Below are 14,087 nucleotides of genomic sequence, written 5' to 3'. Positions count from 1 at the left end.
AGATCTTATATTGTTTTTTTTCCTTTTTTTTCTTATCTTCTGCTGCTTTCTTTTCAGCTTCCCATTCTTCATCTAAGATTTCTCTATTTAATTCCTCTTTAGCTTCTTTCTTTTTTGCACAGTTTTCATCACAGGGTTCTGTCCCACAGGGAGCAGGAGCTGGCATAGCTAAGTCTTCCTCTTCAACTTTTTTTTCTTTCTTTATTATTTCTGGTTTAACTATTTCTTTTTTTACAGGTTCCGACTTACTCTTTGCCTCATTTTTTTTATTCTCTACTTTATCTTTAGGAGTTTCATCTATTATTTCTCTACTTAGATTTTTTTTGCTGTTTTTTTCCTTTAATCTCATGGCCATCTTTTCTTCTATAGTCATCTTGTTAGATTTATTCATTGTAGCCTCCTCTATATAATCCCCTCTTCTAGAAAACTATAATATTTTTCCGGGGTTATAATTATATGGTCTAAAACCCTAACTTCCAATGGTTCTAGTATTTTTTTTAGCTTTTTGGTCATCTCAAGGTCTGCCTGAGATGGTTTTGGATTTCCCGACGGATGGTTGTGGGAAAATATAACTGATTTTGCATTATATTTCAGCACACATTTCACTATCTCCCGGGGATATATCTGGCTCCTGTCTATTGTTCCTAAAAATATAATTTCATCTCCTAAATACTTATTGTCAGCACTTAAAAATATAATTTTAAAGACTTCTTTTTCTAAGAGGCCTATACTGCTTTTTAAATAATCATATGCAGCTTCTACAGAGTTTAGAATAGTGCCTTCTCTGAATCTCTCCTTATATAATTTTTTATTTAAATCATTTAGGAGTTTAAAATAAACACAGGTATTTTCGGTTATTCCTTTTATTTTTAACGACATTATCTCATCTTTGGACGCATTCAAGGTCTTCTCCAGCGTTTTAAATTCTTTTAAAAGCTGTTTTGCCGGCTCCTTGGTGTCTTTCATTGGAATAGTATAAAATAATAATGCCTCTAAAATTTCATAATCTAAAAATCCATCTAAACCATTCTTCAAAATTTTAGATTTAATCCTGTCTCTATGCCCTGAATATTCTTTAGATTTCACAGTATTCCTCCTGCTATCCTAAGATTTTATAGACTTCTTTTGGAGTTTTCATCCTTTTCATCACCTCTAAAGCCGATGTTACTATTGGGTAGGCTAGGACTGCTCCTGTTCCCTCTCCCAGCCTCATATTCATATCCAAAAATGTTTTTCTTCCCAAAGTTTTGCTTATTATTACCATTCCTGGTTCTTCACTTCTATGGGTAGCTATCATATAATCCACTGTATTAGGGTCTATCTTCTGGGCAACCAATGCTGCCACACTGGATATGAAGCCGTCTATCAATATTGGTTTGGAGTTAGCTGCACACCCAAGGTAGATCCCTGCCATGCAGGCAATATCCAAACCTCCTACACATCGGAGGATCTCTATGGGATCATTTTCAAAGAGATTATATTTCTCCACAGCATCCTTTATCACCTTTTTTTTCTTCACAAGACCACTATCACTGAGGCCACCACCACGGCCTACAATCAGATCCAAGTTTTCCCCTGTCAATGCATAGAGGATAGCACTGCTTGTGGTAGTGTTTCCTATCCCCATTTCTCCATTGGAAAATATATCATAATCTAAGTTTTCTTCCACAATTGATATTCCTACTTCTATAGCTTTTATGCACTCATCATAGGTCATAGCCGGCTCATATACAAAATTATTGGTTCCTTTCTTTACATTTTTCCTGTATAGATTCGGGTATTTTCTGTCTATTTCCCCTGCTATCCCTATATCTATTAATTTGAAATCAACATCCAATGTATCACATAAAATTCCGATAGCGGCTACCTTAGACAGCATCGCTTCAGAAACAATTTTGGTGTATTCAATAGGGCAGGATGAGACTCCCTCCTCCACTATTCCATTATCTGCCGAAGCCACCAGGTGTAATTTTTTTAAAATAGTATTATCCAGCCTTCCGGTTATTCCAGAGATTTGAATAGCCAGTTCTTCTAATTTTCCCAGACTGCCTAAAGGTTTCATCTTTTCATCCAATATTTTTTTGGCTTCTACGGCTACCTCGGTATTTGCGGGTTTTATCCTCTTTAATGTTGCCTTATATAATTCCATCGACATCTCCTATATTAATCCCCTTTAAGATTGGATATCCATCTGTAAATTCTATAACTATTATTCCTGCGTAATTAGGAGCAAATTTCCAGTATCCATTCAATCCACCAGAAAAATAATGACTTAGGATACAGTTTATTACCCCCCAATGACATACTGCCACTATATTTCCATCAGATAGATCCAGTGATTCTACAAAATTTACACATCTTTCCTGCAATTGCCGGACACTTTCCCCTGTCCGATAGTCATATGTCTGCCAATTTTCTTTCCATTCCACAGCATCTTCAGGATGTTTTTTTAGGATCTCTTCATAGGTAAGCCCCTCTAAGATCCCAAAGTTTAACTCCTTCAGCTCCTCAACAAAATTCAAATCAGATTTTTTTATATTTATTATCTCAGCTGTTTCTGCTGCTCTTTTTAATGGGCTGCTGTAGATTTCTTTATAGTCTATATTAGATAATATCTCCTTCGTTTTCTGAGCCTGGCTCTGTCCTTTTTCTGTAAGTTTAGGATCCAGATGCCCAAAAAAAATATTTTCCATATTTAACTGGCTCTCTCCATGTCTTACTAAGATTAATTTACCCATTTATGGCTCCCACTATGAGTACAATTATTGTAGACATCTCAACTACAGCACCAAGGGTATCCCCTGTTATCCCGCCGATCTTTCTTTCCATCAATTTAGCAAAATATATTCCTAGGATACTTACTACTATAAGGGCGTATATCCCTCTCATCCCTACAAAGTAATATGAAAAAGCTGCCGTTATAACAAATGAGATCAGTACACCTATCATATTCGTTTCCTCTACTATAGATTTCCCCATCCCGCTGGGTCTGGCATATTTTCCTACCCCGCAGTTTAAAGTACTATTAAACCTTGCTATCACAGGCATTACAAGTAAAAAATAGGGTGATTCATCTATAGATATAACCTCTTTTAAAAGCGTTCCCTTCAAAGCAAAATAAATTATCAGTGATAGTGCTCCATTACTTCCAATCCTGGAGTCTTTCATTATCTCCAGCATACGTTTTTTACTTCTATAACTAAATATCCCGTCAAATGTATCCGCTAAACCATCTAAATGCAGCCCGCCTGTAAGTACTATATCTATTAATATTATCAATATTGCTATTACCTCTGGGCTGTCAAAATATTGATTTAAAACTATAAACGAATAGTATAAAATCACCCCTATTATCATTCCAACTATTGGAAAAAATTTCATAGCCTTTCCTAGTTGTTTTGGTTCATACTCCATTTTTGGAGTAGGTATCCTTGTCATAAACTGTAAAAGAAGTAAAAATCCCTTCATCCCATTCCTCCTATTAATTCTCTATTTTAATTTAACCTTGAGCCCTGAAACCACCATATAGGCTTCATGACTTTTTTCAGCTATCCTCTGATTTATCCTGCCTGAAATATCTCTAAAATATCGTCCCAGTGGATATGGCGGCACCAGTCCCATCCCCAATTCATTGCTGACAATTATAAAGTCCCCTCTGTGTGAGTTTATACAAGCCAAGAGATTATCTATCTCTAAAATTATTTTAGCCTCCATCTCATTTACCTCTGAAGGAGTCACCATATCCCAGTCTACATGATTATCCAAAAGAAGGTTACTTACCATATTAGTCAGACAATCCAGGAGAACCACATCACTTCCCATCTTACCTTCTAAAAGTTTAGATATATCTTTATATCCCTCTACAGTTTCCCAATTTTGTCCCCTTTGAATCAGGTGTTTATCTATCCTGTCTACCATCTCATCATCATATGGAATTGCTGTGGCAAGATATGTTCTTGTTTTATAATTATTCAGAGCTATATTTTCAGCCAGTGTACTCTTCCCGCTTCTAGCTCCCCCTGTTATATATATGATTTTTCCCATTGTTCCCCCTATGTACAAGATTGAAGCTCTAGTTTTAGTATATCACTTATAGACCGACATTTCAATTAATGGGAGATCCCTATTATCTCATATAATTTCTCCATATCCACCGATTCTTCTACGACTTTAGCTAATTTATCATATTCCTTTTCTTTAAATTCCTCAAAACTAATTGTAGCATCTATTCCGTCCAAGCCTTTTTGCATCCTTATATTATTTAAGAAACCACGGGTAAATTCTGTATTATCAAAAATTCCATGGATATAGCACCCAATTATATTATTTTTAATAACTCCATTTATATATTTTTCTCCATCTAAAAATATGCCCTTTTCCTTACCATTGGTTACCCCTTGATGGATTTCATATCCCTTTATAGGTTTCCCATAAAGCCCCTCAAATAATCCGTCATCTGTTAATATTTCGCCATGATATTGGAGGGTGTTCTTTGATCTTTCCATGGTAGTAGTAAGGTCTAGTAATCCCAGTCCAGATATTTCACTTACATCCCCTTCTAATTTCTCCGGGTCCTCTATCTTGCCACCCAGCATTTGATACCCGCCACAGATCCCGAATATTATAGTTCCGCTCTTGGATAGTTTTACTATCTTCTCCGCTATCCCTATTTCTTTCAGTTCTTTTAAATCAGCTATTGTACTCTTAGACCCGGGAATAATTATCATATCTTCATTTCCTAAGTCTTCTACCCTGTCAACATACTTTATAGATACATCTTCATACAGGTTAAATGCGTCTAAATCTGTAAAATTAGACATATGTTTTAATTTTATTACCGATACTTTTATATCTTTATCTGTTGTTTTCCTTTTAAATTTATCCGTTACCCCGTCTTCATCCTCTATATCTAATTTTGTATGTGGCACTACTCCTAAAACGGGAACCCCGATAATTTCTTCTAACTGTCTGAGTCCAGGTTCCAATATCTTCACATCACCCCTGAATTTATTTATAACTATCCCCTTTACTCTGGCTCTTTCTTCAGGGGTAAAAAGTGTCATAGTCCCTACTACACTGGCAAATACTCCTCCCCTGTCTATGTCTGCTACCAGGATTACAGGTGAATCTGCCATATGAGCCATTCCCATATTTACGATATCTCCCTTTGTAAGGTTGATCTCTACCGGGCTCCCTGCCCCCTCAATTATGGATATATCATAGTTTGATTTTATATAATCATAGTTTTTTAAGATTTCTTTTTTCAATCCCTCTTTGTACTCTGAATATTTCACGGCTCCCATATTTTCTACAACTCTTCCATTTAAAATCACCTGGGATTTTCTGTTGCTGGTAGGTTTTAATAATATTGGATTCATGTATACCTCTGGTTTTATCCCACAGGCCTCTGCCTGTACTACTTGGGCTCTTCCCATTTCCAGCCCATTTTCAGTTATATATGAATTAAGTGCCATATTTTGTGATTTAAACGGACAAACACTGTACCCCTTCTTATATATCAACCTACATAATGCAGTAGTTATCAAACTCTTCCCCACTGATGATGCTGTTCCCTGAACCATTAGATTTTTGTGTTCTTTCATCTTTTCTCCCCCCATCGCCTACGGCAAATTAAAAATTTAATTTTTTTTTATCTTAATATTTATAACACATCAAAATATACCACGATTTAAGGTTTATTTATAGTGATAAAAGCAAGAAAAAAGGAGTTAATCGGTAGATTAACTCCTTTTTTTATTTCTATTCCCATCCAGCTTCTACGTGGCTGTAATCTCCGTCTCTTCTCTTATATACTACATTTAATTCCTCTGTTTCAGCATTCATAAATATATAGAATTTTTTTCCCATGGTCTCCATCTGTAAAATAGCCTCTCCTACTTCCATCGGCTTGGCCATTATCCTAGTAGGAATGATCCTGCTTGTTTTTTCCCTTGTTATACTTCCAGTTTCAACATTATAGTCAAACTTCTTGAGACCTGTAGCATGGTTATTATCTCTTAATTTTTCTTTATGTTTAGTTAATTGCTTTTCAAGCACATCTACTACCTCGTCGATGGCAGCATATAGATCTATATCTTCCACTTTAGCTTTTATTTTAGAACCATTTACATACACTAATACATCTGCTGTATGAACCTTACCTGTTTTTACGTGTTGTGCCGAAAGAGTGATATACACCTCCGCTATTTGATCAAAATATTTTTTTATCTTCCCTATTTTTTTCTCAGCATGTGCTCTTATTCCCGGTGTAACTTCTAAATGTCTCCCGCTTATAATCATTCTCATAGACTTCACTTCCTTTATTAGAAATTATGTACTAAGAGGTATTTAGTATCTCCTCTTAATTTAAGTATACCTCATTTTTTTGATTTTCCTAGTTTAATTTTAAAAAATAAATTTCTATATAAAAAAAGGGTTCCTATAAGGGAACCCTTCTCCTGTTAAATTTTATACATTAGTATTTTTTAGGAGCTTCTTCCCCTGTCAATACTCTTAATCCACCTTCAGCTAAAGCCAGCATCTCATCTTCTCCAGGATATACCTTTACTTCTCCTATAAATGAAATTCTATCTGTGATATCTCCTACTATTTTCTTAGAATAAGCGATTCCTCCAGTTAAGATTATTGCATCTACCTTTCCAGAAAGTACAGCTGCCATGGCTCCTACCTCTTTGGCTACCTGGTATCCCATAGCTTCTACAATAAGAGCTGATTTTTTATCTCCATTTTCAGCATTATCAGTAACTTCTTTCATATCATTGGTATCTAAATATGCTACTACTCCGCCATTTCCTTTGATTCTTTTTTTGATGAAGTCCAGATCATATTTTCCGCTTGTAGCCATCTTTAACAGATCTCCAATAGGAAGCTGCCCGGATCTTTCAGGTGAAAATGGTCCATCTCCATCCAGTGCATTGTTTACATCTATAACTCTGCCATTTGAATGAGCTCCTACACTGATTCCCCCTCCAAGATGTACAACAATTAAGTTTAGCTCATCATAAGATTTTCCCATCTCTTTAGCGGCTCTTCTAGCCACGGCTTTTTGGTTCAATGCATGGAAGATACTCTTTCTCTCTAATTCAGGAATACCAGATACTCTAGCTACCTCATCTAACTCGTCTACCACTACAGGATCTACTATGTATGAAGGTTTTGAGATAGTAGAAGCTATCTCATGAGCTATCCTTCCACCTAAGTTCGATGCATGTTCTCCCAATACTCCTACCTTTAAATCTGCCAGCATTTCTTCATTTACTTCATAAGTTCCGCCGGCAATTGGTTTTAACAACCCGCCCCTACCTACGATAGCCGCTAATTCCTCGATCTTTATTCCTGATTCAGCTACTGCATCTAAGATAACTTCCCTTCTAAATTCCAATTGATCTGAGATATTTTTAAATGGTGCTAACTCCTCGTTTGTATGTCTCAGAGTTTTTTCAAAGATCTCCTTTTCATTTTCATAGATAGCTATCTTTGTAGATGTAGACCCTGGATTGATTGCTAATATTTTATAACTCATTTTTTTTACTCCCCCTAACGGCTTTTAGCCGAATTAATAATTAGTAATTGATAATGAATGATTGTTCAGCAGCATAACCACTCTTATAAAATAATCGTCTTAAAACTTTTACTTTAAGATGACTTTCACCCTTCTAATTTTCAATTGCTTTTATAACTTTCCTGCTGTCATTGCTCCTAATATTATTGAATTTAACTTAGTTTCTTCACTGTCTGCCCTGGAAGTTAAGATAATCGGAGCTGCAGCTCCTACTATTAACCCTGCTCCCTTAGATCTTGCAAAATAAGATATAGATTTATATAGAATATTTCCACCTTCGATATCCGGAGCCAACAAGATATCTGCCATTCCGGCCACTTCATGTTCAATTCCCTTATGTTTAGCTGCCTCTATTGATACAGCATTATCCAAAGCAAAAGGTCCTCCTACTATACAATTTTCTATTTCTCCCCTTTTACTCATCTCTTCCAGTTCATGTGCATCCACTGTATCCGGCATCTTGGGATTCATTTTTTCCTTGGCACAAATACAAGCCACCTTTGGAATCTCTATGTCCAGAGCACGAGCCACCTTTACAGAATTATCTATTATTTTTTTCTTAGCTTCCAGGTCTGGTGCTATATTCATAGCCGCATCTGTAATAAAAAACAACCTGTCATAGTTTTCAATCTCAAACACAGCAACATGAGACAGTATTCCGTCTCCTCTAAGACCGATTTCCCTGTCTAATGCAGCTTTTAAAACTACACTTGTATCGACCAATCCTTTCATCAGCATATCTGCTCTTCCGCTAGACACCTCTATTACAGCCTGTCTGGCAGCTTCTACATCATCTTTTTTATCGATGACTTTGTAGTTAGACAGATCTATATTCAGCTCATCTGCTACCTTTTCTATCTTGGCAGAATCTCCTACTAATATTCCGTCTACTACACCTTTTTTTCTAGCTTCTTCCACAGATAACAGTACTTCCCTGTCCTGAGCTACAGCTACAGAGATAACTTTTTTTTCCCCCTGCTGTTGTGCTTTAGCCAGTATTTCTTGAAAATTTTTCATCATACGCCCCCCGGTTATATTTCATACAGATTAAAAACTTATAACTACTTTATCCAGTAATTATAAGATTTCAATCTGTAATTTTATTTTTCAAGCTAATCGGTTACCAATTCTAATTTCCCCTTAGTCAGATGATACCTTTTATCTGTGATATTTGCCAGTTCCGTACTATGGGTCACCACTATTATCGTCTGGTTCTTCTCTCTGCATATTTTTCTCAAGAGATTGTGGATCACCTCACTGGTTTCTTCATCCAAATTTCCTGTAGGCTCATCGGCTAATATTATCTTAGGTTCATTTATCATTGCCCGAGCTATGGCTACCCTTTGTTTTTCTCCTCCAGACAGTTCGGTTGGTTTATGGTCCAACCGATCTCCTAACTGCATCTCTACAAGGAGTTCTGCTGCTCTTTTCTTTACCTCTTCACGATTTTTTTTCTTCCCGATAAGGCCCGGAAGCATGACATTTTCAAGAGCTGAAAATTCTGGCAGGAGGTAATGAAATTGAAATATAAATCCCAACATCTCATTTCTCAGGAGATCTATCTTTGAACTATGTGCCTTACTCACATTCTGGCCTGCATAGTAGACATCTCCTGAATCCGGCCTGTCCAACATCCCAATCATATTTAAAAATGTAGTTTTTCCCGAACCGGATTTTCCCAGGACCGAAACAAATTCTCCCTTGTTTATTTCAAAATCCAAATCATTTAATATATGGATATCTCTTTTTTTATCTTTATAGTGTTTATTTAACTTCTCTATCTTTAATATTATATCAGACATTTTTCATCTCCTATTTTTCAAAACCTTTTTTTACCACTAATGTCACGAATCCTCACGAATATTCTTTCTGATTTTTCGCTTTCGCATAATTCGTGGTTAAGTCTTCAACTTAATCGTACTTCAACGCTTCCACTACCTGTAATTTTGCAGCTTTGTAAGCGGGGAAAATACTGGATAAAAATATAATAACTATATTTGCTCCTACTATTACCAACACTTCCTTAGAAGTTATTTCCACAGGTATCTTATTTAAATAATAAATATTAGTTATTTGATTTATCGTGTTGTCCTTTACATACCAAAGGACCCCCCCTGATATAACGAGCCCAACTATGATTCCTAAAGACCCCAGGAAAAGTCCTTCCAGCATAAATATTCTCATTATATTTTTACTGCTGAACCCCATAGACCTCATTATCCCGATATCTCTCGTTTTTTCCTTAACCAGCATATTTAATATTACCCATACTACAAATCCTGCAATGATGACTATCAATGAAAACACCAGGATCATCACTGTTTTTTCAAGGGACAGGGCCGCCAGTAAATTCCTGTTCAAGTCTCCCCAGGTCCTGGTACTCATATTGGTTTTTATCTGAATCTGTCCTGAAAGTTTATTTGCACTATATACATCATCTAAGAACACCTCTAAACTAGTTACCGTATCACCGGTATAGGATAAAATCTGTACTGCACGGAGTGGTACTATTATCATAGTGGTGTCATATTCATAGTATCCCGACTGGAACACTCCTGTTATTGTCAGATGCATCTCCCTGTTGTCAGCAGATACCACAGTAATTTTATCCCCTAATTTTGCTCCCAGCTGATTAAACAATTCCTTTCCTATGAGAAATTCTGTAGGTTTTTTTATATCCATTGTCCCGGCAACTATTTTTTTATCCAGGTTCATGGCTGTCTTGGCATCATCAAAGTCCAGCCCATTTATCTTCACTCCTGATATATAAGAACCAAAAATCCCCTTATACTTTAAGATCCCCTGGGTGGATATCTGGGGCACTACACCCTTTACACCTTTTACCGACTCTATCTGTGTCTGTAATTCCCTATAATCATCTATAGCTTCACCATCTTTTGTGGCCACTATATGAGAACTTATAGAGAGGATGCTGTTTACCATATTTTTATCCAGTCCATTGGCTATTCCTATGGAAACTGTAAGTACCGTTACACCAATAGCCACCCCTAATATAGCTATTATACTCTGTCTTTTTCTCTCTAAAATATGTTTTTTGGCTATAAAAAATTCGATCATATTAATGTCAATCACCCTCCGTCTGTTACCAAAATTATACAACATAAAAACTGTTTGTACAATAAAAAAAAGACAGGTCAAAGACCTGTCTAATTAATTACTTTCTTATTCCTAATTTAGAGATTAACGTTCTGTAACCATCTAAATCTTTCTTGATCATGTAGTCTAATAATCTTCTTCTCTTACCAACCATTTTCATTAATCCTAATCTAGAATGGTGATCCTTCTTGTTAGTTCTTAAGTGATCAGTTAAGTGATTGATTCTCTCAGTTAATATAGCTACTTGTACCTCAGTACACCCTGTATCTGTTGCTGATTTTCCGAAATCTTTAATGATTTCTGCTTTAGTTCTCATTGCCATTGTTTGTTCCTCCTAAAAATTAAATTATCCAAACCAAGCCAAGGGCGACACCCCAAAACCTAGATATGAATTCAAAGTATTATAACAAAATAATAACATTTTGTAAAGCTGGAGTTTTTTAAACTTCTTAATCCAATATTTTTTTCAAATATTTCCCTGTATAGGAAGTTTTGGATTTAATTATCTCCTCAGGTGTTCCAGTAGCTATGATCTCTCCGCCGCCGTCTCCTCCTTCAGGACCAATGTCTATCACATAATCCGTTGTTTTTACCACATCCAGGTTATGTTCGATTATAATCACGGTATTTCCCTTATCCACCAGTCTGTTGAGCACTTCGAGTAACTTTCTTATATCCTCAAAATGAAGCCCTGTAGTAGGTTCATCCAATATATAGATGGTATGGCCCCTGCTCATCTTAGACAGTTCTGTTGCCAGCTTTATCCTCTGGGCTTCCCCTCCGGACAGGGTAGTTGCAGGCTGGCCTAACTTTATATAGTCTAAACCTACATCTATCAACACCTTCAATCTTCGTTCCAGAGATGGGATCTTGTTGAAGAGTCCGTAGGCATCTCCTACACTGAGATCCAAAATTTCGGATATATTTTTCCCCTTATACTCTATTTCCAAGGTTTCACGGTTATACCTTTTTCCCTTACATACTTCACATTCCACATATACATCGGGCAGGAAGTTCATCTCAATCTTAATGATCCCGGCTCCCTGGCAGGCTTCACACCGGCCCCCTTTCACATTGAAGGAAAACCTCCCTTTTTGATATCCCCGGAGTTTAGCTTCACGAGTTTCAGCAAATATTCCACGAATATCATCAAACATCTTGGTATAGGTAGCAGCATTTGATCTGGGAGTCCGGCCGATGGGACTTTGATTTATATCTATTACCTTATTTAGGTGGTCCACACCCTTTATTTTTCTGTAATCAAGGGGATACAGCTTCCCTTTGTTCAAACTGTTGAACAGTATAGGATACAGGGTTTGATTGATCAGGGTGGACTTACCACTCCCGCTGACTCCTGTGATGGCTGTCATTATCCCCAGGGGTATCTTCACATCTACATCTTTCAGGTTATTCCCGCAGGCTCCCAGCAGCTCCAAACATTCTTTGGATCTGCGTCTTTTTTTCGGAATCTCTATACTAATCTCCCCTTTTAGATATTTCCCGGTGAGAGATTTTTTGGATTTCATAATCTGTTTAGGAGTCCCCTTGGCTACTATCTCCCCGCCAAATCTTCCAGCCCCAGGCCCCAGATCAAAAATATAATCCGACTGCATCATGGTGTCTTCATCATGCTCCACAACTATTAGGGTATTTCCCAGCTCTTTCAGCCTGTTGAGAGTCTTCAGTAATTTATCATTATCCCTCTGGTGGAGACCTATACTGGGTTCATCCAATACATAGAGCACCCCTGTCAGTCCGCTTCCAATCTGAGTAGCCAGCCTGATCCTTTGGGATTCTCCCCCGGACAGTGTTCTTGTCTCCCGGGCAAGACTTAGGTAATCTAAACCTACATTTATCATAAAATTCAGACGTTCCCTTATCTCCTTCAGTATATCCTTGGCAATAATCTCCTCCTTAGGATTCAGACTGAGTTCATTAAAAAATACTAAACACTCCTTTATACTTAAAAAACTCACATCCATGATATTCATCTTATTCACTGTAATAGACAGAACTTCATCTCTGAGTCTCTTTCCATGACAGCTGTTGCAGGTTCTACGCATCATATATTTATTTTCTATCTCATCTTTCATAGATTCGGAGCCGGTCTCATAGTATCTTCTCTCTAGATTTTTGACTATCCCTTCAAAACTCTTCATCCCGTTATAGCTGAATTCCCGTCCAACATAGTCAACTTTAAATTTTTTCCCAGAACTTCCATAAAATATGGTATTCTTTTCCTTTTTTGTTAACTGTTTAAAGGGTTTATCCAGATCTATCTTAAAGGCTTTGGCCATGGCAGAAAATATTGTCCACACATAACCTTTGGAACTTGCAGCTCCCGGGATATAGATCCCCCCATCGTTAATAGATTTATTTTCATCCATGATCAGCTTATTTTCATCTACCTCCAGTTTTTTCCCCAATCCGTTGCACTCTGGACAGGCACCATAGGGAGCATTGAATGAAAATAACCTGGGATTAATATCAGGGATCTCTACATCTTCATGATTGGGACAGGTAAAGTTTTCACTGTAAGAATGATCTGCCCCATTTATATTTGCTATGACTCTGCCTTCAGATAATCCTATGGAACTCTCTATCCCATCTGTCAGCCGGGTTAAAAACTCAGTTTCTTTTTTTATTATCAATCTGTCTATAACAACCTCTATATCATGTTTTTTATTCTTATCCAGGTCTATCTCATCTTCCAGGTATAGAATCTCTCCGTCTACCCTGGCTCTTACAAACCCTTTTTTTATCAGGTTGATAAATAGATTTTTATGGGTACCCTTCTTATCTTTTATAACCGGTGACAGGAGGAGAAGTTTGTCTCCTAACCTCCCTTTTTCCATAATGGTGTCCACAATCTCATCTACACTTTGTTTTTTTACCGGAGAATTACATATTGGACAGTATGCTGTCCCTATATGAGCATAGAGTAATCTCATATAGTCGTATACCTCGGTCATGGTCCCCACTATTGATCTTGGGTTTTTGTTGGTTGTTTTCTGTTCGATAGAGATCGCCGGGGACAACCCTTCTATACTGTCTAAATCTGGTTTTGTCATCTGTCCTATAAATTGTCTGGCATAGGCTGACAGACTTTCCACATACCTCCTTTGTCCCTCCGAATATATGGTGTCAAAGGCAAGGGATGACTTCCCACTGCCGCTTACCCCGGTAATAACTACGAATTTATATTTTGGTATTTCTAAATTTAAATTTTTAAGGTTATGCTCACGTGCTCCCTTAATAATAATCTTATTACTCACAATTCCCTCCTGCTTTCTTTATTTCTATAACCATATTACACCATTCATATTTAATCTTACAAATAAAAAGGACCTAAAAAAGGATACCCTTTAGATCCTCCTAATTTTAATTC

At 36.9% G+C, this 14,087-nt stretch carries 13 protein-coding genes; all 13 read right to left on the bottom strand.

Annotated elements, in window-relative coordinates; all coding sequences use genetic code 11:
• Positions 1 to 402 precede the first annotated feature (402 nt).
• The gene (gene radC / locus DYH56_RS02675; protein ID WP_114641310.1) at positions 403 to 1,086 is read right to left on the bottom strand and encodes a RadC family protein; all 684 of its coding nucleotides are present in this window, start codon (positions 1,084 to 1,086) and stop codon (positions 403 to 405) included.
• Between the two features lie 13 nt (positions 1,087 to 1,099).
• On the bottom strand, positions 1,100 to 2,149 hold the full coding sequence (gene cobT, locus DYH56_RS02670; RefSeq protein WP_114641309.1) for a nicotinate-nucleotide--dimethylbenzimidazole phosphoribosyltransferase: 1,050 nt from the start codon (positions 2,147 to 2,149) through the stop codon (positions 1,100 to 1,102).
• Entirely contained in the window at positions 2,136 to 2,738 is a 603-nt protein-coding gene (locus DYH56_RS02665; RefSeq protein WP_114641308.1) for a histidine phosphatase family protein, read from the bottom strand. Before DYH56_RS02665 ends, cobT begins: the two co-directional genes overlap by 14 nt.
• The gene (cobS, locus tag DYH56_RS02660; RefSeq protein ID WP_114641307.1) at positions 2,731 to 3,468 is read right to left on the bottom strand and encodes an adenosylcobinamide-GDP ribazoletransferase; all 738 of its coding nucleotides are present in this window, start codon (positions 3,466 to 3,468) and stop codon (positions 2,731 to 2,733) included. Before cobS ends, DYH56_RS02665 begins: the two co-directional genes overlap by 8 nt.
• 21 nt (positions 3,469 to 3,489) lie before the next feature.
• Positions 3,490 to 4,044, bottom strand: coding sequence for a bifunctional adenosylcobinamide kinase/adenosylcobinamide-phosphate guanylyltransferase (gene cobU / locus DYH56_RS02655; protein WP_114641306.1), 555 nt, complete (start codon positions 4,042 to 4,044; stop codon positions 3,490 to 3,492).
• A gap of 65 nt (positions 4,045 to 4,109) precedes the next feature.
• Complete coding sequence (locus DYH56_RS02650; RefSeq protein WP_114641305.1) at positions 4,110 to 5,603, bottom strand: cobyric acid synthase; 1,494 nt, start codon at positions 5,601 to 5,603, stop codon at positions 4,110 to 4,112.
• Positions 5,604 to 5,760: 157 nt separating this feature from the next.
• Positions 5,761 to 6,306 carry a ribosome hibernation-promoting factor, HPF/YfiA family gene (gene hpf / locus DYH56_RS02645; RefSeq protein ID WP_114641304.1) on the bottom strand — a complete coding sequence of 182 codons (546 nt, stop codon included), beginning with the start codon at positions 6,304 to 6,306 and terminating at the stop codon, positions 5,761 to 5,763.
• 169 nt (positions 6,307 to 6,475) lie between these two features.
• Entirely contained in the window at positions 6,476 to 7,543 is a 1,068-nt protein-coding gene (gene buk / locus DYH56_RS02640; RefSeq protein ID WP_114641303.1) for a butyrate kinase, read from the bottom strand.
• A 150-nt stretch (positions 7,544 to 7,693) separates the two neighbouring features.
• Positions 7,694 to 8,599: a phosphate butyryltransferase gene (locus DYH56_RS02635; protein ID WP_114641302.1), complete on the bottom strand. Its 906-nt coding sequence runs from the start codon at positions 8,597 to 8,599 to the stop codon at positions 7,694 to 7,696.
• Positions 8,600 to 8,694: 95 nt separating this feature from the next.
• Positions 8,695 to 9,384, bottom strand: a complete 690-nt coding sequence (locus DYH56_RS02630) for an ABC transporter ATP-binding protein (protein ID WP_114641301.1) — start codon at positions 9,382 to 9,384, stop codon at positions 8,695 to 8,697.
• Positions 9,385 to 9,493: 109 nt separating this feature from the next.
• Positions 9,494 to 10,660, bottom strand: coding sequence for an FtsX-like permease family protein (locus tag DYH56_RS02625; protein ID WP_114641300.1), 1,167 nt, complete (start codon positions 10,658 to 10,660; stop codon positions 9,494 to 9,496).
• A gap of 97 nt (positions 10,661 to 10,757) precedes the next feature.
• Positions 10,758 to 11,015, bottom strand: a complete 258-nt coding sequence (gene rpsO / locus DYH56_RS02620; RefSeq protein WP_114641401.1) for a 30S ribosomal protein S15 — start codon at positions 11,013 to 11,015, stop codon at positions 10,758 to 10,760.
• 133 nt (positions 11,016 to 11,148) lie between these two features.
• Positions 11,149 to 13,974 (bottom strand): excinuclease ABC subunit UvrA, encoded by a 2,826-nt coding sequence (gene uvrA / locus DYH56_RS02615; protein WP_114641299.1) that lies wholly within the window; start codon positions 13,972 to 13,974, stop codon positions 11,149 to 11,151.
• Positions 13,975 to 14,087: the final 113 nt, after the last annotated feature.

This window comes from Psychrilyobacter piezotolerans, from assembly GCF_003391055.1.
GTDB classification, from domain to species: domain Bacteria; phylum Fusobacteriota; class Fusobacteriia; order Fusobacteriales; family Fusobacteriaceae; genus Psychrilyobacter; species Psychrilyobacter piezotolerans.
This window is presented reverse-complemented; position numbering and strand designations above follow the sequence as displayed.

What these genes read in the sequence shown, in the direction of transcription:
- DYH56_RS02625 (WP_114641300.1), bottom strand. Translation starts at nt 10,660, where the DNA reads ATGATCGAATTTTTTATAGCCAAAAAACATATTTTAGAGAGAAAAAGA.
- hpf (WP_114641304.1), bottom strand. Translation starts at nt 6,306, where the DNA reads ATGAGAATGATTATAAGCGGGAGACATTTAGAAGTTACACCGGGAATA.
- DYH56_RS02665 (WP_114641308.1), bottom strand. Translation starts at nt 2,738, where the DNA reads ATGGGTAAATTAATCTTAGTAAGACATGGAGAGAGCCAGTTAAATATG.
- DYH56_RS02650 (WP_114641305.1), bottom strand. Translation starts at nt 5,603, where the DNA reads ATGAAAGAACACAAAAATCTAATGGTTCAGGGAACAGCATCATCAGTG.
- rpsO (WP_114641401.1), bottom strand. Translation starts at nt 11,015, where the DNA reads ATGAGAACTAAAGCAGAAATCATTAAAGATTTCGGAAAATCAGCAACA.
- cobU (WP_114641306.1), bottom strand. Translation starts at nt 4,044, where the DNA reads ATGGGAAAAATCATATATATAACAGGGGGAGCTAGAAGCGGGAAGAGT.
- cobS (WP_114641307.1), bottom strand. Translation starts at nt 3,468, where the DNA reads ATGAAGGGATTTTTACTTCTTTTACAGTTTATGACAAGGATACCTACT.
- DYH56_RS02630 (WP_114641301.1), bottom strand. Translation starts at nt 9,384, where the DNA reads ATGTCTGATATAATATTAAAGATAGAGAAGTTAAATAAACACTATAAA.
- DYH56_RS02635 (WP_114641302.1), bottom strand. Translation starts at nt 8,599, where the DNA reads ATGAAAAATTTTCAAGAAATACTGGCTAAAGCACAACAGCAGGGGGAA.
- cobT (WP_114641309.1), bottom strand. Translation starts at nt 2,149, where the DNA reads ATGGAATTATATAAGGCAACATTAAAGAGGATAAAACCCGCAAATACC.
- buk (WP_114641303.1), bottom strand. Translation starts at nt 7,543, where the DNA reads ATGAGTTATAAAATATTAGCAATCAATCCAGGGTCTACATCTACAAAG.